This window comes from Stenotrophomonas sp. PvP093 (assembly GCF_017876915.1).
Lineage (GTDB): Bacteria > Pseudomonadota > Gammaproteobacteria > Xanthomonadales > Xanthomonadaceae > Stenotrophomonas > Stenotrophomonas muris.
Window position 1 is genome coordinate 3,293,195 of sequence record NZ_JAGIOX010000004.1, and the last position, 23,587, is coordinate 3,316,781.

Annotated in this window: 22 protein-coding genes; 9 read left to right on the top strand and 13 right to left on the bottom strand. The window is 67.9% G+C overall.

Going from position 1 to position 23,587, the window contains the following annotated elements:
- Nucleotide 1: 1 nt before the first annotated feature.
- The 4 genes from ubiM to J3A72_RS17920 all read right to left on the bottom strand — a co-directional run bounded on the left by ubiM (nucleotide 2) and on the right by J3A72_RS17920 (nucleotide 3,428).
- Nucleotides 2–1,180: a 5-demethoxyubiquinol-8 5-hydroxylase UbiM gene (gene ubiM / locus J3A72_RS17905; protein WP_140222673.1), complete on the bottom strand. Its 1,179-nt coding sequence runs from the start codon at nucleotides 1,178–1,180 to the stop codon at nucleotides 2–4.
- Between the two features lie 79 nt (nucleotides 1,181–1,259).
- A complete protein-coding gene (locus tag J3A72_RS17910; RefSeq protein WP_046429692.1) occupies nucleotides 1,260–1,649 on the bottom strand; it encodes an MAPEG family protein in 390 nt (129 codons plus the stop codon).
- Nucleotides 1,650–1,660: 11 nt separating this feature from the next.
- Nucleotides 1,661–2,206: a DUF4019 domain-containing protein gene (locus J3A72_RS17915; protein ID WP_075076213.1), complete on the bottom strand. Its 546-nt coding sequence runs from the start codon at nucleotides 2,204–2,206 to the stop codon at nucleotides 1,661–1,663.
- A gap of 58 nt (nucleotides 2,207–2,264) precedes the next feature.
- Entirely contained in the window at nucleotides 2,265–3,428 is a 1,164-nt protein-coding gene (locus tag J3A72_RS17920) for a hypothetical protein (RefSeq protein WP_075076212.1), read from the bottom strand.
- 476 nt (nucleotides 3,429–3,904) lie between these two features.
- Here J3A72_RS17920 and J3A72_RS17925 point away from each other — a divergent pair, with 476 nt between their 5' ends.
- From J3A72_RS17925 to J3A72_RS17935, 3 genes are all read left to right on the top strand, one after another.
- Complete coding sequence (locus tag J3A72_RS17925; RefSeq protein ID WP_075076211.1) at nucleotides 3,905–5,383, top strand: DNA-3-methyladenine glycosylase 2; 1,479 nt, start codon at nucleotides 3,905–3,907, stop codon at nucleotides 5,381–5,383.
- Nucleotides 5,380–5,871 carry a methylated-DNA--[protein]-cysteine S-methyltransferase gene (locus J3A72_RS17930; protein ID WP_075076210.1) on the top strand — a complete coding sequence of 164 codons (492 nt, stop codon included), beginning with the start codon at nucleotides 5,380–5,382 and terminating at the stop codon, nucleotides 5,869–5,871. Before J3A72_RS17925 ends, J3A72_RS17930 begins: the two co-directional genes overlap by 4 nt.
- Nucleotides 5,872–5,975: 104 nt before the next feature.
- Nucleotides 5,976–7,226 carry an ectonucleotide pyrophosphatase/phosphodiesterase gene (locus tag J3A72_RS17935; RefSeq protein WP_053495644.1) on the top strand — a complete coding sequence of 417 codons (1,251 nt, stop codon included), beginning with the start codon at nucleotides 5,976–5,978 and terminating at the stop codon, nucleotides 7,224–7,226.
- Between the two features lie 130 nt (nucleotides 7,227–7,356).
- Here the strand turns inward: J3A72_RS17935 and J3A72_RS17940 are convergent, their stop codons facing one another.
- Together J3A72_RS17940 and J3A72_RS17945 are read right to left on the bottom strand one after the other, a co-directional pair.
- Nucleotides 7,357–7,536, bottom strand: coding sequence for a 30S ribosomal protein THX (locus J3A72_RS17940; RefSeq protein ID WP_004150462.1), 180 nt, complete (start codon nucleotides 7,534–7,536; stop codon nucleotides 7,357–7,359).
- Nucleotides 7,537–7,646: 110 nt separating this feature from the next.
- A complete protein-coding gene (locus J3A72_RS17945) occupies nucleotides 7,647–8,060 on the bottom strand; it encodes a MerC domain-containing protein (protein WP_008264835.1) in 414 nt (137 codons plus the stop codon).
- Between the two features lie 136 nt (nucleotides 8,061–8,196).
- Here J3A72_RS17945 and J3A72_RS17950 point away from each other — a divergent pair, with 136 nt between their 5' ends.
- The 4 genes from J3A72_RS17950 to J3A72_RS17965 all read left to right on the top strand — a co-directional run bounded on the left by J3A72_RS17950 (nucleotide 8,197) and on the right by J3A72_RS17965 (nucleotide 14,009).
- Nucleotides 8,197–10,407: a TonB-dependent receptor gene (locus J3A72_RS17950; RefSeq protein WP_075076209.1), complete on the top strand. Its 2,211-nt coding sequence runs from the start codon at nucleotides 8,197–8,199 to the stop codon at nucleotides 10,405–10,407.
- Between the two features lie 199 nt (nucleotides 10,408–10,606).
- Entirely contained in the window at nucleotides 10,607–11,173 is a 567-nt protein-coding gene (locus J3A72_RS17955) for a TetR/AcrR family transcriptional regulator (RefSeq protein ID WP_014646454.1), read from the top strand.
- On the top strand, nucleotides 11,173–12,846 hold the full coding sequence (locus J3A72_RS17960) for an MFS transporter (RefSeq protein WP_075076208.1): 1,674 nt from the start codon (nucleotides 11,173–11,175) through the stop codon (nucleotides 12,844–12,846). Before J3A72_RS17955 ends, J3A72_RS17960 begins: the two co-directional genes overlap by 1 nt.
- A gap of 8 nt (nucleotides 12,847–12,854) precedes the next feature.
- The gene (locus tag J3A72_RS17965; protein ID WP_075076207.1) at nucleotides 12,855–14,009 is read left to right on the top strand and encodes an HlyD family secretion protein; all 1,155 of its coding nucleotides are present in this window, start codon (nucleotides 12,855–12,857) and stop codon (nucleotides 14,007–14,009) included.
- Nucleotides 14,010–14,120: 111 nt separating this feature from the next.
- On the opposite strand, the gene J3A72_RS17970 is transcribed toward J3A72_RS17965, so the two are convergent.
- The 7 genes from J3A72_RS17970 to creB all read right to left on the bottom strand — a co-directional run bounded on the left by J3A72_RS17970 (nucleotide 14,121) and on the right by creB (nucleotide 21,964).
- Nucleotides 14,121–14,612, bottom strand: coding sequence for a Fur family transcriptional regulator (locus J3A72_RS17970; protein ID WP_004150412.1), 492 nt, complete (start codon nucleotides 14,610–14,612; stop codon nucleotides 14,121–14,123).
- Nucleotides 14,613–14,646: 34 nt separating this feature from the next.
- Entirely contained in the window at nucleotides 14,647–16,050 is a 1,404-nt protein-coding gene (gltX, locus tag J3A72_RS17975) for a glutamate--tRNA ligase (protein ID WP_032961970.1), read from the bottom strand.
- Between the two features lie 154 nt (nucleotides 16,051–16,204).
- Nucleotides 16,205–17,797, bottom strand: coding sequence for a M20/M25/M40 family metallo-hydrolase (locus J3A72_RS17980; protein WP_014646450.1), 1,593 nt, complete (start codon nucleotides 17,795–17,797; stop codon nucleotides 16,205–16,207).
- 155 nt (nucleotides 17,798–17,952) lie between these two features.
- Entirely contained in the window at nucleotides 17,953–18,363 is a 411-nt protein-coding gene (locus J3A72_RS17985) for a hypothetical protein (protein WP_014646449.1), read from the bottom strand.
- Nucleotides 18,364–18,373: 10 nt separating this feature from the next.
- Nucleotides 18,374–19,693, bottom strand: coding sequence for a cell envelope integrity protein CreD (gene creD / locus J3A72_RS17990; RefSeq protein ID WP_075076206.1), 1,320 nt, complete (start codon nucleotides 19,691–19,693; stop codon nucleotides 18,374–18,376).
- A gap of 81 nt (nucleotides 19,694–19,774) precedes the next feature.
- Nucleotides 19,775–21,235 carry a two-component system sensor histidine kinase CreC gene (creC, locus tag J3A72_RS17995; RefSeq protein WP_075076205.1) on the bottom strand — a complete coding sequence of 487 codons (1,461 nt, stop codon included), beginning with the start codon at nucleotides 21,233–21,235 and terminating at the stop codon, nucleotides 19,775–19,777.
- A gap of 3 nt (nucleotides 21,236–21,238) precedes the next feature.
- Nucleotides 21,239–21,964: a two-component system response regulator CreB gene (gene creB, locus J3A72_RS18000; protein ID WP_075076204.1), complete on the bottom strand. Its 726-nt coding sequence runs from the start codon at nucleotides 21,962–21,964 to the stop codon at nucleotides 21,239–21,241.
- A 35-nt stretch (nucleotides 21,965–21,999) separates the two neighbouring features.
- Here creB and rlmJ point away from each other — a divergent pair, with 35 nt between their 5' ends.
- Both rlmJ and J3A72_RS18010 read left to right on the top strand, forming a co-directional pair.
- Entirely contained in the window at nucleotides 22,000–22,857 is an 858-nt protein-coding gene (gene rlmJ, locus J3A72_RS18005) for a 23S rRNA (adenine(2030)-N(6))-methyltransferase RlmJ (protein WP_075076203.1), read from the top strand.
- Nucleotides 22,858–22,952: 95 nt separating this feature from the next.
- Nucleotides 22,953–23,498 carry a GNAT family N-acetyltransferase gene (locus tag J3A72_RS18010; RefSeq protein ID WP_014646444.1) on the top strand — a complete coding sequence of 182 codons (546 nt, stop codon included), beginning with the start codon at nucleotides 22,953–22,955 and terminating at the stop codon, nucleotides 23,496–23,498.
- Nucleotides 23,499–23,587 lie beyond the last annotated feature (89 nt).

Sequence of the window (23,587 nt, forward strand, 5' to 3'; positions counted from 1 at the left end):
TTCAGGCCACGCGCTGGGTCAGGTGCGAGGCAATCAGCTGCCTGAACGGTGCCACGCCCTGCGCCAGGCGCAGGCCGGCCGCACGCAGCAGGCGCGCCGGGCGACGGTCGTCGGTGTACAGGCTGGCGATCGCATTGGTGGCCTCGTACAGCGGCCGCGACGCCAGCCGATGACCACGCTGGTAACTGGCCAGCATGCCGGCGGCGGCAATGTCGGCACCACGGCGCTGCTGCGCGACGATGCCCTGCGCCAACCGCTGTGCGCTGGCCAGGCCCAGGTTGAAGCCATGCGCGGTGACCGGATGCATGCCCACCGCGGCATCACCGATCAGCGCAGAACGCTCGCCGACGAAGCGATCCGCGTACACACCCACCAGCGGATACGCCTGCGGCGTGGCCACCGGCTGCATCCGGCCCAGGCGGTGTTCGAAGCAGGCACTGATGGCCTCACCGAAGGCTACCTCGTCCATCGCCAGCAGCGCCTCGATCTGCCGCGGCGGCAGCGTGATCACCGCCGATGCCTGGCCCTCGTTGAGCGGCAGCAGCGCCATCGTGCGGCCGTAGCCGAACCACTCCCAGGCGGTGTGGTGATGGTCGCGCTCGACCTGCATGCGGCACACCAGCATCGACTTGCCGAAGTCGCGCATCTGCGCACCGATGCCGAGCATGCGGCGGGTGGCGGAGAAGCGGCTGTCAGCGGCCACCAGCAGCCGCGCATGCAGTTGGCTGCCGTCATCGAGTTTGACCACGTGGCCCTGCGCATCGGCCTGCACGCCCAGCACCTTGCGCCCGTCGAACAGCTCCAGGCCGTCCCGGCCCTGCACGGCATCCCACGCGGCGCGACGGATCAGATGGTTGGGTACCAGCCAGCCCAGCGGCTGGCCGTCGACCTGGCTGCTGGCGAAGGTCAGCGCGAACGGCGAGCCGCCGTTCATCACCCTGGCATCGCGCAGATCAGCAATTTCAGCGTGCGGCAGGCGCTGCCACAGCCCCAGCTGCTCCATGCTCTGCCGCGAGGCATGGGTCAACGCGATCTCACGGCCATCAAAGGCGGCCTCGGCCAGCGCCTGGCGCGGCTGCACTTCGACCAGCCCGACCTGCAGCCCGCTGCCGGCCAGCGCGCGCGCGAAGCACAGACCTGCCGGTCCGGCGCCGACCACCACCACGTCCATCCTGCGCATGCGCGCCTCCTGCCGTTGATCCAGTCCGCGCCAGCATAGCGCCGGGCGCCTGAGCGGCCTTGATCTGGATCAGGCCGACTTATAGAAGTGCGAACACCAGCGCCAGGATCGATAGCAGCGACACCAGCCACACCAGGCTGCGCACGTAGGGCACGCCTGCGGCGTACAGGGGCAGATAGACCACACGCGCCCAGAAGTAGGCCTGCGCCGCCAGTGCAGTGGTGTCGTTGCCGCGACCGGCCACGACCACTGCGATGGCGGCGGCGGCGAAGAACGGGAACGTCTCCAGGAAATTGGCCTGCGCGCGCTGCAGGCGGCCGGCCAGCGGGCTGAGCGGCTTTGCATCGCCATCGCGTGCCGAAGCATTCCACTTCATCCCGCGCTCGCGGGTGACCACCGTGGAGGTGGCGAAGATGTACACGAAGCCCAGCAGTACCGACCAGGCCAGCATCGTCAGTTCAGTTGCCATCATTCACCTCCTCAGGGTGCCGACGCGCGCAGGCTGTAACCGGCCAGGCGCCACACCTGGTCCTCGTCGAAACGGAACGAGACCAGCTCGCGCACCGGCTGTGCGCTGTTGGCGAAACGGGTCGGGAAGCTGACGTTGATGTACAGCCCTTCCGGCACTGCTGCACCGGCGCTGTACTTGACGCGGGTGATGGTCGGCTGGCCACGCCCGGCCAGCGCACCCAGGCGCGTGCGCTCGGCGGCCAACTGGCTGACGAAGGCGGCCTTCGGCACCGCACGACGCGCGACGGCCGAAGCGCCATCCCACAATTCGCCGGCGCGGTTGGCGTCGACCAGCTGCGCTGCCTTCACTGCGGCGGCGCCCATTTCCGCGTCCTGTTTCTGCACCTGCGTCTGTTGAGCAGCGGTCAACGCAGGGGAACCGGCGGTAGCGGGCTTCGCAGCTGCCGGCGAGGCTGGTGCCGGGCGTGCCGGGGCCGGTGCAGGCGTGGCCGGCGCAGGGGCCTGCGCCAACACGGTCAGGGGCAGCAGGGACAGCAGCAGGAACGCGCGCTTCATGGACACCGCCGGTTTTCTGGAGAGAACCGCAGTCTACGCCAGCGCGGTGACTACGCCGTCAGCGTGCCGGAGCGTTGCCCTCCACCGCTGCCGCATCAGCTTGCGCGGCGGGCGCGGCGGTGTTCGCTGGCGGCTGCTCGGCCACCGGCGGCGGCTCCGACGGTGCCGGTGGGAGCGTCGCCACATCGATCTCCGACAGCGGGCTTTCGTCCGGGCATACCGCATCCGGGAAACCGAAGCGCTGCTTCAGGGCCTGGCCGCAGCTGTTGATCGATTCCATGTCGGCGCCGTCGCGCTTGCACTGCTGGTCGAAGGCGATCAGGAACGCGTCCTTGCGCTGCACGAAGTCATCGCCGCAGGCGCGCATCTGCTTGATCCGTTCCAGATCGTCCTGCACCGCGTTGGTGCCATCCAGGCCGTACTGGCGCAGCTCATCCGGCGTCAGCAGGCGAAGGCTGCGATTGGGCACGGTCATCATCAGATCGGCCACGCCCACCGCCACGCCATTGCGCTGCAGGTAATCCTTCACGTTGTCGTAGACCTCGTGCAGCTCGCGGTTGAGCTCGGCGCGCGAGGTGGCCTTGGAGCTGATCCGCATCATGCGGTGGATGCCGACCTTGCCCGACAGCAGGCGGTTGTCACCGGCAGCCAGCACGAACACGCAGGCGCTGTGGCAGATGGAGCCTTCGCGCACCCAGATGGTCCAGCCCGATTCACCGATGCTGTCACCGGCCACGATCGCCGACTCCACCTGGCCACCACTGGAGTCCAGGTCGAGGATGCGCTTGTGGATCTTCAGTTCGTCAGCGACCACCGCCAACCGCCACATCATTTCGGCGAAGCCCGGATTGATCTTGCCGGCGTAACGCACGCGCATCAGCCCACGCTCGGCACACGGCGCCAGGGCCTGGGTGATCTGCTCGCGCTGAAGCCCTTCCAGTTCGGCACCGTCGCCGGCATCGCCCGCATATTCCGTGCTGCAACTGACCCACGCACGCCCATTTTCCAGCTGCGCCTGCGGCCACGGCCGACCCGCCTGGCTGCGCGGTGGTGCCGGTGCCGGTGGCGCGTCGGCGGCATTGATCGAAACCATGTTCTCGCCATCACTGGCCGGCGCCCGCGCTGCCTTGTCGGCAGCGGTCACGTTGCCCGGATTCTCCAGCTGACTGCAGCCCGCCAGGGCCAGGCACAACAGGGGCAACCAGTGGAATTTGGCGGACATCGGGCAACCGGGATTCATGGGACCAAGAGCCACAGTCTACCCGTCCAGGCCGCGCATTCAGCGCGTGGCACTGAACCCCTTCTGACCCTTGGGAAAGCGTGTCGACCAAGGTAGACACCTACCAACGGCCTCAGGAACCTGTCGAAGGCGTGGCGGGTCCGGTGGCAGGGGTGCGAGCGGCATGGATGCCGCGACCAAGTCCCCAGGGGTGAGGGCGCTTTGCTTGCGAAGCACTGCTTCGCAAGCGCCCGAACGCACAGCCGCCAGCGGCTGGGCCGGTCTGGGGGTTCACGGCGTCCCCTGCCACCGGACCCACCACGCCATCCCACAGGAATCCCGCTTCTGCTGTTGCTGTTGCTGTTGCCGGCCAGCGGCCGGCACTACCGCGGGTCCGGGCGCAGCCCGGCGTGACCCCCTTCAGCATCCATGTCCGAATGTGGCGAGTATCCCCGCCCGCACCCGCCTAGACTGCCGCCATGGACACCGCCCTCGCCCTCGACACCGCCGCCTGCGATCGCGCCCGCCTGGCCCGCGACGCACGTTTCGACGGCGTGTTCTTCACCGCCGTGCGCAGCACCGGCATCTATTGCCGCCCGGTCTGCCCCGCACCGCCCCCGAAGCCGCGCAACATCACCTACTACCCGACCGCCGCTGCTGCCGCCGCCGCCGGCTATCGCCCGTGCCTGCGCTGCCGCCCGGAGCTGGCACCACAGGCCCAGCACGCACTGGCCGGGCAGACCGTACAGCGCGCCCTGGCCCTGATCCACGGCGGCTTCCTGCAGGAGCAGCCGGTGGCCGATCTTGCTACGAAGCTCGGCCTCAGCGCGCGCCAGCTGCAGCGCCTGTTCGTCGAACGCCTGGGCGCGACGCCCGGGCAGATCCACGCCACCCATCGCCTGCTGCTGGCCAAGCAACTGCTGACCGAGACCACGCTGGCGGTGACCGACGTCGCACTGGCCGCCGGATACAACAGCCTGCGCCGCTTCAATACCGCATTCCTGCAGGGCTGCGGCATGGCCCCCACCGCACTGCGCCGCCAGCATCAACCGCTGGCCGCCGACGATGGCGGCCTGGTGCTGCGCCTGGGCTACCGTCCGCCGCTGGACTTCCCGCGCATGCTGGCGTTCCTGCGCAAGCGCAGCCTGCCCGGCATCGAACTGATTGGCGAGGACAGCTACCAGCGCGTGCTGGGCACGCCGGAGCGCCCCACCCTGCTGCGCGTCACTGCCGACCCGAAGCGCCCGGAGCTGCGCCTGCAGCTGGGTGCGGTGGATCCGCGCCTGATCCCGGACATCGTGCGCCGCGTGCGTCGCGTGTTTGATCTGGATGCCGACCTGCAGCAGGTGCACGCCGCATTGGGTGAGGAACCCTTGCTGGCGCGCGGCATCGCCGAGCGCCCGGGGCTGCGCGTGCCCGGCGGCTGGGATGGCTTCGAAGTGGGCGTGCGCGCCGTGCTCGGCCAGCAGGTTACTGTTGCCGCCGCCACCACCTTCGCGCGGCGGCTGGTCGATGCCTATGGCGCGCACCTGCCGGGCATGTCGTCCGACTTTGATCGCCAGTTCCCTGCGCCCGAGGTATTGGCCGAGGCGCCTCTGGAATCAATCGGCCTGCCGCGCAGCCGCGCCGCGACCGTGCGTGCACTGGCCACCGCCTGCGCCAGCGGCCAGCTCGACTTCGGGCCCGGCCAGGCGCTGGAAGAGTTTGTTGCCCGCTGCGTGGCACTGCCCGGCATCGGCCCATGGACCGCGCAGTACATCGCTTTGCGTGGCCTCGGCCAGCCCGATGCCTTCCCGGCCGGCGATCTTGTACTGCAGCAGGTCCTCGGCCACGCGCAGGGCCAGCGCCTGAGCGAACGCGCAACCGAAGCGCGCTCGCAACCGTGGCGTCCCTGGCGCGCCTACGCCGTGCTGCACCTGTGGCACCTGTCCGGCACCTTCGTTGGAGAACCGACATGACACTGTTGTTCGATCGTTTCGACAGCCCGATCGGCGTGTTGACCATCGCCGGCGACAAGCGTGGCCTGTCACACGTGCTGTTCCCGGAGAACCGCCACCCCGCGCGCGGGCGTGATGACTGGCATTACGCACCGGATGCCTTGCCGGAAGCACGCGAGCAGCTGCTGCAGTTCCTGCACGGCGAGCGCAACAGCTTCGACCTTGTGCTGGCGCCGCGTGGTACGCCGTTCCAGCTGCGCGTGTGGCAGGCGCTGGCGCTGATTCCGTTCGGCCAGACCTGGAGCTACCTGCAACTGGCGCAACACCTGGGAAAGCCCAGCGCGACCCGCGCGGTGGGCGCGGCCAACGGGCGCAACCCGTTGCCGATCATCCTGCCCTGCCACCGCGTGATCGGCAGCAACGGTGCACTGACCGGTTTCGGCGGTGGCCTGGAAACCAAGGCCGCGCTGCTGCGGCTGGAACAACGCCAGGCCCCGCTGTTCGCCTGAACATCGGGGTCAGATCCCTTTTCCCGTGGAAAAGGGATCTGACCCCGGGCGATCCTGGCGCGCCGTGTCTTGGGCCGGTAATTGCACCGGCTTATCATGCACGGATGACTTCCGTACGCCTGACCTGTTCGCTGGCGCTGCTGCTGCCATTGGCTGCCTGCACCACTGCGCCTGCCCCTACCGCCTCCGTTCCCACGTCCGTCGCATCGGCCGCACCGCCGAAGCTGCTGCTGATCTCCATCGACGGCCTGCGCGCCGATGCGCTGGACCGCGGGCTGACCCCGAACCTGCAGCGGATGATCGACGGCGGCGTGCGCGCCCGCTGGATGACACCGTCCTATCCTTCCCTGACGTTTCCCAACCACTACACCATCGTCACCGGCCTGCGCCCGGACCACCATGGCATCGTCAACAACAGCATGGACGATGAAGCGCTGGGCCGTTTCGAGCTGAGCAACCGCGAGGCCGTCACCACCAGTGCCTGGTGGGGCGGTGAACCGATCTGGGTCGGCGCCGAAAACGCCGGCGTGCGCACCGCCACGACGTCGTGGCCGGGCAGTGAATCGGAAATCCGTGGTGTGCGCCCCAGCCAGTGGCGCATCTACGACGGCAAGGAACTGCTGGAGCAGCGTGCCGGTATCGTGCTCGACTGGCTGGCACAGACCGACGCCGATGCCCCGCGACTGACCACGCTGTACATGGAGCACGTGGACAAGGCCGGGCACAACTACGGCCCCGGGTCGAAGCAGTACGCCGACGCCATCGCACGCGCCGACCTGATCGTCGGGCAGGTGCTCGACGGCCTGCAGCAGCGCGGCCTGGCCGCCACCACCAATGTGATCGTGGTGTCCGACCACGGCATGGCCAGCGTCGCCGACGGCCACGTGATCGCCACCGAATCGATGGCCGACCCGTCCATCGCGCGCAACGTCAGCCAGGGCCAGTCGGTGGGCTTCGCGCCAGTGGCCGGTCGTGAGGCTGAGGCCGAACGCGCCCTGCTCGGCCGCCATGCGCACTACGAGTGCTGGAAGAAGGAGAACCTGCCGGCGCGCTGGCACTACGGCACGCATCCGCGGGTTCCGGCCATCGTCTGTGCGATGGATGAAGGCTGGGATGCGCTGCACCGCGAGAAGATCGCCAAGCGCGCGAAGCAGGACCGTGGCTCGCACGGCTACGACAACGCCCTGCCCTCCATGCGCGCAGTGTTCGTGGCCAGCGGCCCCTCGTTCCGCCAGGGCCTGGTGATCGACGGCTTCGACAATGTCGACGTCTACCCGCTGCTGGCCCACCTGCTGCAGGTGCCGGCCGCGCCGAACGATGGCAATCCGGAAACGCTGAAGCAGACCCTGCGCTGAATTCCCTGTAGAGCGAGCCCATGCTCGACTGCATTACGCCAGCCGCACATGGGCTCGGCCCTGCAGGAACGTGCATAAAAAAACGCGGCGCCAGGCGCCGCGTCTTCCTTGGACCGGTCGGTCGGCCTGATCAGGCCTTGGCGACGGCCTTCTTCGCCACGGCCTTCTTCGCCGGAGCCTTGGCCACGGTCTTCTTGGCAACCGGGGCGGCGGCGCCTACGGCGACCTTGCTCGCGGTGTGCGAACGGGCGTTGCCGTAGCTGGCGTTGTAGCGCTTGCCCTTGGCGGTCTTGCGGTCACCCTTACCCATGTCTTCAACTCCTCAAGTGTGAAATCTGGTTACCCCGTACTGACACGGGTTCGGCGGGGCCGCCTTGCTGGGCGCCCCCGCGCACGATCGGAAATCCTATCACGGCGTGCCTAGTGCGCGCAGCTTGCGTCGTGCACGTGGCCGTGGTTGAGGCGCAGGTTGACCAGGTGGGCAACGCCCACCAGCAGGCCGCCGATGGTCATCACCACCGCATGCGGCACCGCATTGTGGTGCAGCGGGTCGTACAGCACGCCGGCCCACAGCGCGACCAGGCCGGGGATCAGGAAGCCGAGCGCACGCAGGGCACCGTGGCGGCGATAGCCCCAGACCAGGCTGAACAGCCCGAGCAGGGTCACGAACACCACCAGCGCCTGTTCCACGCCATCGCTCAGCCAGAACGACAGGCCCAGCGACGGCGCCGCCGCCAGCAGCACGGGGATCACCGCGCAATGCACTGCGCACAGCATCGAACCAGTGGCACCGAAACGGTCGAGCAGGTGGCGCAGGCGTGAGGACAGGGACATGACTTCCAGCAGGGTCGGCGAATCGTTATGGAATAATATAACATCCCTCTCCGAACCGCACGGTTTCCCCTCCCCCTGTCCCCTCGACGGGATTCGTGCGCCCTGCGATTGATACATTGTAACAAAGGACCTGCCCATGCCCGCCCACACCCCTCGGCTCAAGCCGCATTCCCTGGCCCTGGCCCTCGCCGCCCTGTTGCCGTCCGTCGCCTTTGCAGCCGGCCAGGACACCTCCCACCGTGACCGCCACCTGACCGAACTCTCCTCGGTACAGGTCACCGCGTCGCCGCTGCAGGGCGATGCCGAATCCCTGGCGCGCCCGGTGGACGTGCTGGCCGGCGAGCGCCTGGACGAGCAGAAGGCCGGCACCCTGGGCGATACCGTGGCCAAGCTGCCCGGCGTACAGAGCACCTTCTTCGGCCCCGGCGTCGGCCGCCCGATCATCCGCGGCCAGGAAGGCCCGCGCGTGGCCGTGCTGTCCAATGGCATGGGCAACATGGACGCCTCCACGGTCAGCGCCGACCATGCCACCAGCATCGAGCCGTTCCTGGCCGACCAGATCGAAGTGCTGAAGGGTCCGGCCACGCTGCTGTTCGGCAGCGGCGCCATCGGTGGCGCGGTCAATGTGGTGGATGGCCGCATCGCGCGCGAACTGCCGGAGCGCCCGCTCAGCGGCCGCGCCGAGCTGCGCGGCAACTCGGTGAACAATGAGCGCAGCGGCATGTTCCGCCTCGATGGTGTCAGCGGCAACGTCGTGCTGCACGTGGATGGCCTGGTACGCAATGGCGACGACTACCGCATTCCCGGCTACGCGGTGATCGACAGCCTTGAAGACCACCATGACCACGATCACGACCATGATCACGACGCAGCCGAGGGCGAAGAACCGCGCCGCGGCCGCCTGGACAACAGTTCGATCCGCACCCGCGCCGGCGGCGTCGGCGCAACGTGGCTGGGCGACGGTGGTTACTTCGGTGTGTCGGCCAGCACCTATCGCACCAACTACGGCATTCCCAATGGCGCGCACGTGCATGCCGATGGTGATGACCACGGCCATGACCACGGTCACGACCACGGCGATGAAGAGGAAGGCGGCGACGAGCATGACGTGCGCATCGACATGGTGCAGAACCGCTTCGAGACCAAGGCCGGCATCTACAACCCGGTCTCGTTCCTGAAGAACATCAACGCACGCGTGGCTTACACCGACTACGAGCACGTGGAGCTGGAGGCCGGCACGCCGTCGACGCGCTTCACCAACCGTGGTATCGAAGCGCGCCTGGAAGCCGTGCAGCAGCAGATCGGCGGCTGGGACGGCGCGTTCGGCCTGCAGTTCGGCAACAGCGATTTCGGCGCCAAGGGCGAAGAGGCGTTCGTACCGGATACCGGCACCAGGAACATCGGCCTGTTCGTGCTGCAGGAAAAGCAGTTCGGCCCGTTCAAGCTGGAACTGGGTGGCCGCCACGACCAGGTCAAGCTGGACCCGACCGGTGACTACCGTCGCCGCACGTTCGGTGCCACCAACCTGTCTGCCGCCGGTATCTGGAAGCTCAACGATGCCGTTGACCTGCGCATCGGCGTGGACAGCTCAGAGCGTGCACCCACCAACGAAGAGCTGTACGCCGCCGGCGCGCACATCGCCACCCGCTCGCTGGAGATCGGCGACGCCAACCTGAAAACCGAGCGCGGCCAGCGCGTCGAACTGGGCATCCATACCCACAGCGATCGCCTGGACTTCTCCGCGTCGGTCTACCAGACGAAGTTCAAGGACTTCATCTACCTCGCCGACACCGGTGTTACCGAAGGCCTGCCGGTCCGCGCCTGGACGCAGCAGGACGCGGTGTTCCGCGGCGCCGAGGCCGAAGCGCTGGTGCACCTGTTCGAGGGTGGCGCCGGTGACTGGGATCTGCGCCTGTTCGGTGACTATGTGAAGGCCAAGCTGGATGGCAACGGCAGCCGCAACCTCGACATCGCCGTACCGCACGGCGACCACAACCACAATTACAACGTGGAGCTGGCCAACACCGGCTACCTGCCGCGCATCGCCCCGGCCCGCGTCGGTGCCGACCTGCGCTGGTCGAAGGACGGCTGGCGCGCCTCGGTCGGTGCAGTGCGTTACAGCCGCCAGAAGGACGTCGCCCAGAACGAAGCACCAAGCGACGGCTACACCCTGGTCGACGCGCACCTGGCCTACCGCTGGGATCGCAACGCGGGCAACAGCTACGAGGTGTTCCTGGATGGCAGCAACCTGACCAACCGCGAAGTGCGCCCGCATACCTCGCTGCTGCGCGACTACTCGCCGCTGCCAGGCCGTGGAGTCGCATTCGGGATCCGCGCGTTCTTCTGATCGCGCACGGCGGGGTCGGATCCCTTTCCGAAGGAAAGGGCTCTGGCACCACCGCATTGAACGGGGGCCTTCGGGCCCCCGTTTTCATTCCGTCCCACGCCATCACGCATCCGTCACAAAGGTGTGCGTACGACAACAACCGGACAATCCCGTCACTCAAAGTCTCGCCAATCGGACACTTTTGTCCGAAAATAATTCCATGACCGCTCAACGTGCCGATGCTGCTGCCCGCCGTGCCCTCATCCTCGACGCCGCCGATCATGTCTTCGGCCAACATGGCGTCACCGCCCCGCTGGATCTGGTGGTCGAACGCGCCCAGGTGGGCCGCGCCACCCTGTACCGCAACTTCCCCGACCGCACCGCGCTGATCCAGGCGCTGCTGCAGCGCACGGTCGACCGCATCCGGCGCCAGGTCGAACAGCTCGGTGACCGCGATGACGCCCTGTTCGAGGTGTTCGAGGGCATGGCCCAGCGCATCATCGATTCGCCGGCACTGGCCGATTACTGGCGTGCGGTCGACTCGGACGTGCCGTCCATGCGCGCCGCGCGCGAGACCGTGCGCGACCTGCTGGAGGAACCGATCGCGCGCGCCAAGGCCGCCGGACTGTGCCGTGACGACCTGGAAAAGACGGATATTTCACTGATCTCGGGCATGCTGGGTGCGGCCCTGCGCGGCAAGACCCGCGACGAGCGCGCCCAATTGGCCGGGCGTGCCCTGCAGCTGCTGCGTGGGGGTCTCCAGGGAGCTGCCAGCGAGGCCCGTTGATGGTCCAGCCGTATCTGAAGCCGGTTCCGGATTGGGAGGAGCATGAGAAGCCGACCATGCCCGGCTCGGCGTCGATGCCCTGGCACCCGCCGTACCGGCGCGCGGCCTATGCGCTGGTATCGTTGCTGGTGGCGATCACCGGCGGCCTCGGCAATGCGCTGGTCACCGCCAACCTGCCGTTCCTGCAGGGCCAGCTGGCGCTGACCCCGACCCAGGGCAGCTGGCTGGTGGCCGCATACGCGATGGTGAATGTCACCGCCAACCTGTTGGCCTTCAAGTTCCGCCAGCAGTACGGCATCCGCCTGTTCGCCGAGATCGGGCTGGGCCTGTACGCAGCGCTGGCGGTACTGCACCTGTTCGTCGGCAGCTTCGAGACCACGATGCTGACCCGAGCCGCCAGCGGCTTCGCGGGTGCGGCCTGTTCCACACTGGGCACGCTGTACATGCTGCAGGCGCTGCCGCGGCGATTCACCGGCAACCTGCTGGTGGTCGGTGTCGGCCTGTCGCAGCTGGCGGTGCCGATCGCCTGGATCGTTTCACCAGGCCTGGTCGATACCGGCCAATGGCACCAGCTGTACTCCTTCGAAGCCGGCCTGGCCCTGTGCGCGTTCGCGGCAGTGGTAGTGCTGAAGCTGCCGCCCGGCATCCAGGTGAAGGCGTTCGAGCCATTGGACTTCCTCACTTTCGCCCTGCTCGCGCCGGCGGTCGCGCTGCTGGTGATCGTGCTGGCGCAGGGCTACACCCGCTGGTGGCTCAACACCCCATGGCTGGGCTGGGCGCTGGTCGCCTCGATCGTGCTGTCCACCAACGCCTTCATCATCGAACACTACCGGCGCAATCCGCTGCTGCAGATCCGCTGGCTGTCGAAGCTGCCGGTGCTGCACTTCATCGTCGGCGCGTTCCTGATCCGCTTCCTGACCACCGAGCAGTCCTACGGCGTGGTCAACCTGATGCGCACGCTGGGCATGGGGCCTGACCAGATGCGGCCGTTGTTCGTAGTGATCCTGGCCGGGGTGATCGTCGGCATCGCCGGCGCCTCGCTCACCTTCGGACCGACGCGGCTGATCGCGCAGCTGCTGATGGCGATCCTGCTGCTGGGCGCCGCCGCGTTCTTCGACCAGCACCGCACCAGCCTGGACCGGCCGCACGACTTCTACGCCAGCCAGTTCCTGGCCTCGGTCGGTGCCGGCATGTTCATGGGACCGCTGATCATGCTCGGCATCTCCGCCGCGTTGAAACAGGGCGTCGACCACATGATCACCTTCCTGGTGACGCTGTCGATCACGCAGACCCTGGGTGGCCTGGCAGGTTCGGCGGTGCTGGGGACCTTCCAGCTGCATCGCGAGCAGCTGTATTCCAGCGCGCTGACCAGCCAGCTCGATCCGGCCGATCCGGTGGTCGCGCAACGGCTGCGCATCCAGCAGCAGCTGTACGCTGCGCAGATCACCGACCCGGTGCTGCGCAGTGCGCAGGGCAGCGCGCAGCTGGCGCAGACCACGCGCCGCGAAGCCAACGTGCGTGGCTTCAATGACGTGTTCACGCTGAGCGGCTGGCTGGCGATCGGCTTCCTGTGCTGGTTGCTGCTGCTGTCGCTGCGCACCGCCGTGCTCAAGCAATGGCGCAAGCGCCACCCCGCCCTTTCCACCGCGTCCACGCCGGCCGCGTCCCGTTGAGTCCTCCCATGCCTCCCGTCCCGCCCCGCCCCGACGACACCGACAACGTCGCCCCACCGCCGCCGACCGACGCGGCGCCCGCGGCCACGCCGGTAGAACCTGCGGTCGCGCCGAAGTACCTCAAGCCCAGCGCCCGCAGCGTGGTGGTGATGGTGGTAGTGGCCTTGCTGGGCATTGCGCTGATCCTGCGCGCCTGGCACCTGTGGCCGTTCACCAGCAGCGTGATGGTGACCGACAACGCCTATGTACGCGGCCAGATCACGGTGATGGCGCCGCAGGTGAACGGCTATGTGACCGAAGTGCTGGTGAAGGATTTCCAGCATGTGAAGCAGGGCGAGCCGCTGCTGCGCATCGATGACCGCATCTATGCGCAGCGCGTGGCCCAGGCGCAGGCGACGCTGGACAGCGCGCGCGCGGCGCTGGCCAACTCGGACCAGTCACAGGCGCAGAACCGCGCACAGATTGCCTCCGCCCGCGCCACGCTGTCGGCCGGCCAGGCCGAACTGCAGCGTTCGCGCAATGAATTGAAACGCTACGAAGAACTGGCGGCGCAGCAGCTGGTGTCCATCAACGACCGCGACAAGTTCCGCACCACCCAGGCGTCGGCACAGGCCAGCGTGCAACAGTCGCAGGCGCAGATCCGCATCGCCGAGGAAACGCTGGTGTCGACCCAGGTCGCGCGCAAGAGCCTGGAAGCGCAGGTGGAAAGCGCGCAGGCGCAGCTGGAACTGGCCCGCATCGACCTGGCCAACACGGTGATCCACGCACCACGCGACGGCCAGATCAGCGAAGCCAGCGTACGCGTGGGCCAGTACGTCGCTGCCGGTTCGCAGCTGCTGTTCCTGGTACCTGACACGCTGTGGGTGGTGGCCAACTACAAGGAAGGCCAGACCTGGGGCATGGCGATCGGCCAACCGGCGACGTTCTCGGTGGACGCGTTCCAGGGCCAGGTGCTGCGGGGCCGCGTGCAGGAGATCGCCCCAGCCACCGGGTCGGAATTCAGCGTGCTGCGCCCGGACAATGCCAGCGGCAACTTCACCAAGGTGGTGCAGCGGCTGCCGGTGCGGATATCGATCAACAGGGATCAGAAGCTGGCAAAGCAGCTGCGGCCCGGCATGTCGGTGATCGTGCGGGTGGATACCCGGTCCAAGCCGATGGACTAGGACGCAGGCCCTGCCGCACCGGTATGAAACGGGGTCAGATCCCTTTGCCAGTGGCAAAGGGATCTGACCCCGTTTCCAAAATGCCGGCCAGCGGCCGGCCCTACCGTTGCATTAGCCGGCGCAGCGCGCGCAGAGGCCATGCACTTCCAGCGTCTGTGCCTGCGGCTGGAAGCCCAGCTCCTTGGCGCGCTTCTCCAGCTGGGTGACGATCTCGCGGTCTTCCAGTTCCACCGCGCTGTGGCAGCTGTTGCAGATCAGGAACGGCACCGAATGCGCGGCACTGCTGGGATGGTGGCAGGCCACGAAGGCATTCACCGATTCCAGCTTGTGCACGAAGCCATTGGCCATCAGGAAGTCCAGCGCGCGGTACACGGTGGGCGGGGCATCGGCGCCCACGCCCTTGCCGTTGCGCACCCATTCCAGCAGCTCGTAGGCCTTGACCGGCTTGCCGGCCTCGGCGATCAGCTTCAGCACGTTGGCGCGGATCGGGGTCAGGCGCAGCCCGCGTTCGCGCGAGACACGCTCGACCACCGCCACGAAATCCGATGCGTCGTGGACGTGGTGGTGCGGGGCGGTACAGGCAGTGGCGGTCTTGGCGGGCATGCGTGTTCTCCGGTTCGGGCCTGGCAAGGATGCCTCAGGCCGTTGCTACCTTGGTGATGGCCACATCAATGCGTTTCAAGGCCTGCTCGCGGCCGGCCAGGTACACGGTATGGGAGATGTCAGGACTGACCTGGGTGCCGGTGATCGCCACGCGCAGCGGCTGGGCGACCTTGCCCATGCCGATTTCCAGCGCTGCGGCCGTGTCGTGCAGGGCGACGCCCACCGACTCGGCGGTCCACTCCGGCAGCGCCGCCAGCAGCTCGCGGGCCTTGCCCAGCGCCACCTCGGCACCGGCCTTGAGGTGCTTGGCCACCGCCGCTTCGTCGTACCCGGTCAGCGGCTGGTACCAGACCACGGCCTTCTCGGCCATTTCCTTCAGGGTCTGCACGCGTTCACGCAGGGCGATCACCACATCCTCCGGGGCCGGGCCGGCGGCCACGTCCAGGCCCAGCTTCTGCAGCTGGTAGACCAGGTGCGGCACGATGGCGGCCACGTCCTCGGTCTTCAGGAAGTGCTGGTTGACCCAACCCAGCTTGGCCATGTCCAGACGCGAGGCCTTGGAATTGCAGTCCTTCACGTCGAACAGGTCGATCAGCTCCTGGCGGCTGAACAGCTCCTGGTCACCGTGGGACCAGCCCAGGCGGGCCAGGTAGCTCAGCAGCGCATCGGGCAGGTAGCCGGCGTCCTTGTACTGCATCACGTCGGCCGCACCGGTGCGCTTGGACAGCTTGGCGCCCTGCTCGTCCAGGATCATCGGCATGTGGCCGAACTTCGGCACCGGCGCACCAATGCCCTCGTACAGGTTGATCTGGCGCGGGGTATTGTTGATGTGGTCGTCGCCGCGGATGACCTCGGTGATGCCCATGTCCCAGTCGTCCACCACCACCGCGAAGTTGTAGGTGGGGTAGCCGTCCGGGCGGAAGATGACCATGTCATCCAGCTCGCTGTTGGCGATCTCGATGCGGCCCTTGATCAGGTCGTCGAACACCACCGTACCTTCCAGCGGGTTCTTGAAGCGGATGACGCGGTTCGGGTCGTCCTTGTACGGCAGGCCCAGTTCGCGTGCAGCGCCGTTGTAACGCGGCTTTTCCTGCCTGGCCATGGCGGCCTCGCGCATCGCGTCCAGCTCTTCGCGGGTTTCGTAGGCGTAGTAGGCCTTGCCGTCGGCGATCAGCTGCTCTGCCACTTCCCGGTAGCGGGCGACGCGGTCGGTCTGATAGATCGGGCCTTCGTCGTAGTCCAGGCCCAGCCACTCCATCGCCTCCAGGATGGCGTCGATCGCGCCCTGGGTGCTGCGTTCACGGTCGGTGTCCTCGATGCGCAGCACGAACTCGCCGCCACGGTGGCGGGCCTCCAGCCAGCAGTACAGCGCGGTGCGGGCACCACCGATGTGCAGGTAGCCGGTGGGACTGGGGGCGAAGCGGGTGCGGCAGGTCATGGACGGCTCGAGGAACGGGAATCCCCCGATTTTACCAGCCCGCCGCCCCCGACGGAAAAAGGGGACGGAGGGGATTAAGTCGCGATTGCCCAGCCCGTGGGTACTGCAACCGGGAAACGGAGGGGAGATGCGACTTAATCCCCTCCGTCCCCTTTTACGGTTCCACCTTGCGCGGGAACGGCTGCTCGCGCATCGCGGCGTTGTAGGCGAACGAGGCGACGATGGCTGCGGCCTGCTTCAGGTCTTCCGGTTCGGCGTGGTCCCAGGTGTCCAGGTGGCTGTGGTGGACATTGGTGAAGTAGTCCAGCCGGTCCTGGATGAACTGGAAGCCCGGCAGGCCGATGCGGTCGAAGCTGATGTGGTCGGTGCTGCCGGTGTTGCGGGTCGCCACGGTGGTGGCGCCGACGTCATGGAACGGCGCCAGCCAGGCTTCGAAGATCGGCATCGCCGCCAGGTTTTCCTGGGCGTAGATGCCCCGGAAGCGGCCGGAGCCGTTGTCCATGTTGAAGTAGACCTGGAACTTGCTGTAATCGCGGGTCTTCTGCAGTGCACCGGTCGGCTCGCGCAGCGACGCCGGCAGCGCCTTCTGCGCCGGGTCGGTGGGCTCCGGGAACCGGCCGAAATGCTTGGCCACATAGGCCTGCGAGCCGATCAGGCCCTGCTCCTCGCCGCTCCACAGCGCCACGCGGATGGTGCGCTTGGGCCTGGCGCCGGTGGCCTTGAGGATGCGCATGGCCTCCATCATCACTGCCACGCCGGCGGCGTTGTCGGCCGCGCCGGTGCCGCTGTGCCAGGAATCCAGGTGCGCGCCGATCATCACCACTTCATCGGGCCTGCTGCTGCCGCGGATCTCGGCCAGCGTGTTGTAGCCGGGCTGGTCGGCGTCATCGGTGAAGCGCGCGGCCACATCCACGCGCAGGCGCACGGTCTGCCCGGCCTTCAGCGCGCGCACCAGCGGGTTGAAGTGCTCGCTGATCATCGCCAGCTCGGGGATGCCGACCGGCTCGCCGGCCTTGCGCGAACCACCACCGGCAACGCGGATGATGCCGTTGTCCCAGCTGCTGATGCTGATCGAGGCCAGCGCCCCTTCTTCGACGAAGAACGCATTGACCCTGGTCGCCAGCTGCTGGCGTTCCTGGTACTCCTTGACCCGCTTGGCACGTTCGGCGGTGGCGTCCTGGTCCTTCGGCAGGGTGAACGCCTGCAGGCCTTCCAGCGAGGTCGCGTCATGCCGATGGGAATCCGGCTCGGTGCCGCGCTTGTACTCGCGCGCCTCGCCCAGCAGCAGGATCTTGCCGCGCAGCTTGCCGCGGTACTTCTCGATGTCTTCGGGCTTCTTGATCTCGACCTGCACCAGCTCGCCTTCAACCGGCCCCTTGGTGCCCGGCGTCCAGGCCTTGGGCAGTGCATGCAGCGGCTGCACACGGTCACCCAGCATTTCCACGCTGGCCGAGGTGAACTCCCAGCCACGGCCAAAGTCATCGAACGCTTCGTCGTGGACGTTGTCCAGCTTCCATTCGTTGAACTTGCCGCGGGTCCACGCGTTGGCGCGGCCCATCGCCGGGGAGTTGGTCAGCCGCGGGCCGATGCGTTCGGTGAGATAGCTGAAGGTGTCCATCACCTGCGAACGGTGGAAGGCCTCCTGGCGGATGCGGCTGACCATGTCCAGGTCCACTGATTCGCGCTGCTGCGCCGCTGCATTGCCACCCATCGCCAGCGCTACGGCCAGCACGCCCCACTTCAACACATCGCACCCCTGCCTTCCGGCCTGCTCATCAACCCATCGAGTCTAGCCAGCAGCGGCGCCGCGATACCGTCCCATCGGTCATGGGCGGCGCGGAAGCGTGCGAACCAGGGTTCGCCCCCACAGAAGAGTGGTTGGGTCGCATCTGCCAAACCACCTCACCCACTCCACCCCAGCCACAGCTGCGCCCGCTCCGGCAGCAGCAGCAACCAGTGCCGCCGGTCGATGCTGCTGCAGCCATACACCGCCGCATGCGCGGGCCAGTCATCGGGCAGGCCACCGATGCCGATTTCCGCAAGTGCTTCCGCCCCGGCCTTCCATGGCCGGTAGCGCGGCACCTTCCCCGCCAGCGCACCGCGTCCCTGCCGCGCGCCCTGCAACCAGGCCAGGCCCTTGCCCTGCAATCCCTCGCAGGTCACCGCGGCCAGCTGGAAGCGGACCAGGCCGGGGGCGATCCGTGCCCCCGGCAGGGCCGCCAGCACGCCATGTGCCTGCAGCAGTGCATCCACTTCCAGCAGGGCCGGAATGCCCTGCCGCGCCCGTTGCCGCAATCCCTGGCGCCAGCTCATGGCGTGCTCCTTACTTCAGGTCCGCGCCAAGCGCGTACCAGTCGACCCGGCGGGTCACCCACATCGCCAGCGCCAGGATCACGAACAGCAGCAGCGATCCCATCAGCAGTGCGTTGTTCTCCGACACCAGCAGGCCATACAGCGCGCCGTACAGCACGGTCAGCAGCGCAGCGAAGCCAAGGCCGCGCTTCCAGTGGCCCAGCACGTTGGCCAGGTACACCGCCTGCAGGCCGATGCAGGCCACGGCCGAGACCAGGTAGGCCTTCCAGAACGCGATGTGCTCGGACAGGCTGATCAGCAGCAGGAAGAAGATCGCCAGCGCCAGGCCGACCATCAGGTACTGCAGCGGATGGATGCGCAGCGACTTGATCAGTTCGAACAGGATGAAGCCGACGAAGGTCAGCACCACGAACAGCACGCCGTACTTCGAGGCACGGTCGGCCTGGGTGTAGGTATCGACCGGATCGACCAGCGACACCGTCACGGCCTGCGAATCGATCGTCCCCTCGCTGCGCAGCTGGCGCTGTGCATCGGAGGCCAGCGAGGACACCGCCCAGCGTGCATCGAAGCCCTGTGCATCGACACGGCGTTCGTTGGGCAGGAAGGCGCCGCTGAACGACGGATGCGGCCAGCTCGAACGCAGCGCGATCCGGGTGTCATCGCCCACCGGCACCACCGACAGCATGCGGCTGCCATCCAGGCGCAGCTCCAGTTCAACGGTGCTGGCGGCCAGCGCGCCGCCCTGATCCGCGGCGAAACCGCTCACCGGCGCATGCAGGCCACGTCCGATTTCGCTGGCCACGCCTACACCGGGCAGCAACCGCAGCTGCTTGCCGTCCACCCGCAGGTTCGGCGTGCCCACCAGGCCGCGCACATCGGAAACCCCCAGCGCCACATAGGGCTGGCCATAGGTGCGGCCGTTCTTCACCGGATAGTCGTCTTCGGCGAAAGTCGCCTTCAACCGGCCATTCCAGCTGTACACCGGCACCTTGAACAGGCCGACCTCGCGCTGGCTCGGCAGCATCTCGCCGCCCACCTCCAGCGACGCCGGCATCTGCAGCCAGTGGCCCTCGGTCACCTGGATCTCGGTCTTCTTGACGCCCAGCGGGTCAACCAGTTCAACCTGCTTGCGTTCCACCCACGGCACCACCCGTACCGGGCCCACCAGCTGCTGCGTGCCGGCACGGCTGTCGGCCACCCGGGCAAAGGCCTCGTCGCGGTACTGGCTGCGCTCGGTGATGACCCCGCGGATCATCATCAGCGGCACCAGCAGCAACAGGATCAGCCCGCCGACAATGGCGAACCTCAGCAGCATCTTCAGGGATTTCATGGTCCATCCTCGTTGGAGAGGGCTGCAGGATGGACCGCTGCGGTGAGCAGGGTTTGTGGCGAAGTTGAAGCGAGTGTGAAGTCAGCGGCGCGGACGCTGGCCCGGCACTGACAACGGCAGCCACAGGCTGGCCACGGTGCCACCGCCGTCGCGCGCGTCGAGGCTGGCGCGACCATCGTGCAGGCGCGCGACCTCCTGCACGAACGGCAGGCCCAGGCCGGAACTGCGCCGGCCGCTGCCCGGGCGGGCAAGCGAATAGAAGCGTTCGAACACCCGTTCGCGCGCGTAGTCGGGAATGCCGGTACCGCGATCCGCTACCTGCAGGCGCACGCCCTGCCCGTCCACCTCGGCCTGCAGTGCGATGTCCGCGCCGGGCGGTGAGAAGGCAATGGCGTTGTCGATCAGGTTGTGCAACGCCTGCCGCAGCAGATAGCCATCGCCCTGCACGCGCAGGTCGGGCGCGCTGCCGATGCTGACCTGCACGCCGGCCGCCTGCGCACGCACCTGCGCCGCCGCTGCCGCATCGGCCAGCAACGTTGGCAGCGCGATCGGATCGCGGGTCTGCAGCCAGCCGTGCTGTTCCACTTCGGCCAGCGCCAGCAGCTTGTCGATGGTCTCGGTCAGCCGCTCCTGCTGGTCGACGATGCTGCGCGCGAAATGCACGCGGTCGGCCTCGGGCAGCGGCTCCTGCAGCAGCTCGGCGGCACCGCGGATCGCCGCCAGCGGGCTCTTCATTTCATGCGTCAGTGACTGCACGTACTGTTCGACATAGGCCTTGCCCTCCAGCTTGCGGCGCATGGTTTCCAGCGCCTGGCCCAGGTCGCCGATCTCGTCGCGGCGGCGCCGTGGCGGTGGCACCGGTTCGCCGGCGCTGACCGCGCGTGCATAGCGGCTGAGCTGGCCGAGGCCGGTGGTGAGCCACATCGTCACCAGCACGCCGACCAGCGCCGACAGCCCGATCAACCAGGCGCCGCGCTCGATGATGGCGCGCTGGCTGGCGGCGATGAACGGATCGATGCTGCGGTTGGGCTGGGCCAGGCTGAGCACGCCGATCAGGGTGCGCCCATCGGCCGGGTCGTATACCGGCGCCGCCACGTGCATCACCGTATCGCCTTCTTCGCCTGGTATTTCCGGGCTGGAGCGGGCGCCGTACTCGCCACGCAGGGTGCGGTAGACATCGTTCCAGCGCGAATTGTCACGCCCGAGGTCGCGGCCCAGCGAGTCGTAGATGACGATGCCCCTGGCATCGGTGATGGTCACCCGGTAATCCAGCGATCGCTTGGGAAAACGCCAGACCATCGCCTTCAGGTCGCGCTGCCGCGCCTTGGCCAGGTTGCGGGTGAAGCTGCCGCTGCGGATGGTGCCGTCCTTGACGTCGGCGGCGGCCATCTCGGCCAGCACGTTGGCCGCATCGACCAGGGTCGATTCCATCGCCTGACGCACACCGGGCTTCACCTCGTTGACGAATACGCGCATCACGAAGAACGCGGCGATGCCGGTGATCAGGAAGAAGCCGAGGAACAGCTTCAGTACCAGGCGCATCGGCTAGACCTCCAGCGCGTAGCCAAGGCCACGGTGGGTGCGGATCGGGTCGTCGCTGGCACCAGCCGCACGCAGCTTGGCGCGCAACGTCTTTACATGGGTGTCGACGGTGCGGTCGGCACTGTCGGCGCTGCTGTCCCAGCCCCGGTCCATCAGCTGCGCGCGGCTGAGGATGGCACCGGGGCGCTGCAGCAGCGCTTCCAGCAACGCGTACTCGTATCGGGTCAGGTCCAGCGCATGGCCGCGGAAGCGGATACGCCGGCCTTCGCGGTCGATCGCGAACGCCCCGTGTTCCTGCCAGCCGGCGTCCGCGCGGGGCGCTGCGACGACCGCTGCCGCACGACGCAGGCGCGCGCGCACCCGCGCCACCAGCTCACGCGGCGAGAACGGCTTGGTCATGTAATCGTCGGCGCCCAGTTCCAGGCCGAGCACGCGGTCCACTTCATCGTTGCGGGCGGTCAGGAAGATCACCGGCAGCTGCGCCGCCGGCCCGGGCTGCGCACGCAGCCGCCGGCAGACCTCGAAACCGCCCAGGTCCGGCAGGCCCACGTCCAGCACCACCACGTCGATATCGCCGGCCTGCAGCCGTTGCAGGGCCTCGCCGCCCAGCAGGCAGTGGCTGGCGGCATAGCCTTCGCTGCGCAGCGCATAGAGCACGGTTTCGGCGATGGCGGCTTCGTCCTCGACCACCAGGACATGGGCAACGGGAGCTGTCATGGCGCGCAGCATAGCCGCTGCGGCCGCCGCCCCGTACACTGCCGCCCATGAACTATCGCCACGCCTTCCACGCCGGCAACCACGCCGATGTGCTCAAGCACATCGTGCAGCTGGCCCTGATCGACAGCTTCAAGCGCAAGGACAGCCCGTTCTTCGTGCTCGACACCCACGGCGGTGCCGGCCGCTACCTGCTGGCCAGCGAAGAGAGCCGCAAGACCCTGGAGGCCGAATCCGGGATCATGCGGCTGATGGCCCAGCCCAGGCTGCCGGAGGTGGTCGAGCGCTACCTGAAGGCGGTGCAGGCCGACAATCCGGTGGGCGCGCTGACCAACTACCCGGGCTCGCCGCTGCTGAGCGCACAGGCGATGCGCGCGCAGGACCGCATGGCGGTCTGCGAGCTGCAGGAAGCCGAAACGGCCACGCTGAAGGCCCTGTTCGCCCATGACAGCCGCGTCGATGTGCGCCCCGGCGATGGCTATGCCCTGCTGCGCTCGCTGCTGCCGCCGAAGTTCAACGGCAGCAAGATCGGCCGTGGCCTGGTGCTGATCGACCCGCCGTACGAGGCCCAGGACGCCGAGTACCAGGCCGTTCTGGCCGCCCTGGCCGAGACCCTGGCGCGCTGGCCACAGGCGACCTGCGCGGTGTGGTTCCCGATCAAGCAGCGCCGCACCATCCTGCACTTCCTGCGCAAGGCCACCGCCCTGCCGGTGAAATCGGCGATGACGATCGAGTTCCTGGTGCGCCCGGACGACTCGCCGCTGCGCCTCAACGGCAGCGGCATGCTGCTGCTCAACCCGCCGTGGCAGTTCGACCGGGTGGTCGGCCCGGCCCTGCCGGCGCTGCGCCAGCACCTGGGCGAACCGGGGGCCAGCACCCGCCTGGATTGGCTCAAAGCCCCCGAATGACGGCCTTCACGAGGCTGTACCGCCGTGAGCCTTTCGTTCACGGAATGCAGCCCCGGTGATGCCACAATCGATGGACCACCAAGGAATCACCCGGTATGGCCACTCGCAACCGCATGCCGCCCTGGCATGAGATCTTCAAGGCTCCCAGCGGCCACGAGCTGCTGATCCGCCCCATCCGCCCGGAAGATGGCGCACCGCTGCAAGCGGCGTTCAGCCTGTTCGGGCCGGAAGAAATCCGTGATCGTTTCCTGCAGGCGGTGACCGAGCTTTCGCCGGAAACCACCCAGCGCCTGACCCACCCGAATCCCAAGACCGAGATCACCCTGGTCGCAGCCGAATCCCTGCCTGCTGGCGAAGCGGTGGTCGGCGCGGTCGCCCGGGCCTCTATCATCCCCGGCACCCGTGAAGCCGAGTACGCGATCCTGATCAGCCGCTTCCTCATTGGCCAGGGACTGGGCCGGCAGCTGATGCGCAAGCTGGTGAAGTGGGGCCGCGGCAAGTACCTGGACCGCCTGTACGGCGACGTCGCCGCCGAGAACGAGCCGATGAAACAGCTGGCCGCCTCGCTGGGCTTCAAGCCGGTCCCGCACCCGGCCGGTGCCGAAGGCCTGGTGCGGATGGTGCTGGAGCTGGACAACTGACAGATGCGCCGGGCCCCGCCCGGCGACGCCTGCCGGTAGTGCCGGCCGCTGGCCTGAACTGCGTTACCCCAACGGCACATGAGGCTGCC

What these genes read in the sequence shown, in the direction of transcription:
- gltX (WP_032961970.1), bottom strand. Translation starts at nt 16,050, where the DNA reads ATGACCTGCCGCACCCGCTTCGCCCCCAGTCCCACCGGCTACCTGCAC.
- J3A72_RS17920 (WP_075076212.1), bottom strand. Translation starts at nt 3,428, where the DNA reads ATGTCCGCCAAATTCCACTGGTTGCCCCTGTTGTGCCTGGCCCTGGCG.
- J3A72_RS17940 (WP_004150462.1), bottom strand. Translation starts at nt 7,536, where the DNA reads ATGGGTAAGGGTGACCGCAAGACCGCCAAGGGCAAGCGCTACAACGCC.
- J3A72_RS17930 (WP_075076210.1), top strand. Translation starts at nt 5,380, where the DNA reads ATGACACTGTTGTTCGATCGTTTCGACAGCCCGATCGGCGTGTTGACC.
- creD (WP_075076206.1), bottom strand. Translation starts at nt 19,693, where the DNA reads ATGAAATCCCTGAAGATGCTGCTGAGGTTCGCCATTGTCGGCGGGCTG.
- J3A72_RS18010 (WP_014646444.1), top strand. Translation starts at nt 22,953, where the DNA reads ATGGCCACTCGCAACCGCATGCCGCCCTGGCATGAGATCTTCAAGGCT.
- J3A72_RS17915 (WP_075076213.1), bottom strand. Translation starts at nt 2,206, where the DNA reads ATGAAGCGCGCGTTCCTGCTGCTGTCCCTGCTGCCCCTGACCGTGTTG.
- J3A72_RS17925 (WP_075076211.1), top strand. Translation starts at nt 3,905, where the DNA reads ATGGACACCGCCCTCGCCCTCGACACCGCCGCCTGCGATCGCGCCCGC.
- creB (WP_075076204.1), bottom strand. Translation starts at nt 21,964, where the DNA reads ATGCTGCGCGCCATGACAGCTCCCGTTGCCCATGTCCTGGTGGTCGAG.
- creC (WP_075076205.1), bottom strand. Translation starts at nt 21,235, where the DNA reads ATGCGCCTGGTACTGAAGCTGTTCCTCGGCTTCTTCCTGATCACCGGC.
- J3A72_RS17910 (WP_046429692.1), bottom strand. Translation starts at nt 1,649, where the DNA reads ATGGCAACTGAACTGACGATGCTGGCCTGGTCGGTACTGCTGGGCTTC.
- J3A72_RS17960 (WP_075076208.1), top strand. Translation starts at nt 11,173, where the DNA reads ATGGTCCAGCCGTATCTGAAGCCGGTTCCGGATTGGGAGGAGCATGAG.
- J3A72_RS17955 (WP_014646454.1), top strand. Translation starts at nt 10,607, where the DNA reads ATGACCGCTCAACGTGCCGATGCTGCTGCCCGCCGTGCCCTCATCCTC.
- ubiM (WP_140222673.1), bottom strand. Translation starts at nt 1,180, where the DNA reads ATGCGCAGGATGGACGTGGTGGTGGTCGGCGCCGGACCGGCAGGTCTG.
- rlmJ (WP_075076203.1), top strand. Translation starts at nt 22,000, where the DNA reads ATGAACTATCGCCACGCCTTCCACGCCGGCAACCACGCCGATGTGCTC.
- J3A72_RS17985 (WP_014646449.1), bottom strand. Translation starts at nt 18,363, where the DNA reads ATGAGCTGGCGCCAGGGATTGCGGCAACGGGCGCGGCAGGGCATTCCG.
- J3A72_RS17950 (WP_075076209.1), top strand. Translation starts at nt 8,197, where the DNA reads ATGCCCGCCCACACCCCTCGGCTCAAGCCGCATTCCCTGGCCCTGGCC.
- J3A72_RS17970 (WP_004150412.1), bottom strand. Translation starts at nt 14,612, where the DNA reads ATGCCCGCCAAGACCGCCACTGCCTGTACCGCCCCGCACCACCACGTC.
- J3A72_RS17945 (WP_008264835.1), bottom strand. Translation starts at nt 8,060, where the DNA reads ATGTCCCTGTCCTCACGCCTGCGCCACCTGCTCGACCGTTTCGGTGCC.
- J3A72_RS17935 (WP_053495644.1), top strand. Translation starts at nt 5,976, where the DNA reads ATGACTTCCGTACGCCTGACCTGTTCGCTGGCGCTGCTGCTGCCATTG.
- J3A72_RS17965 (WP_075076207.1), top strand. Translation starts at nt 12,855, where the DNA reads ATGCCTCCCGTCCCGCCCCGCCCCGACGACACCGACAACGTCGCCCCA.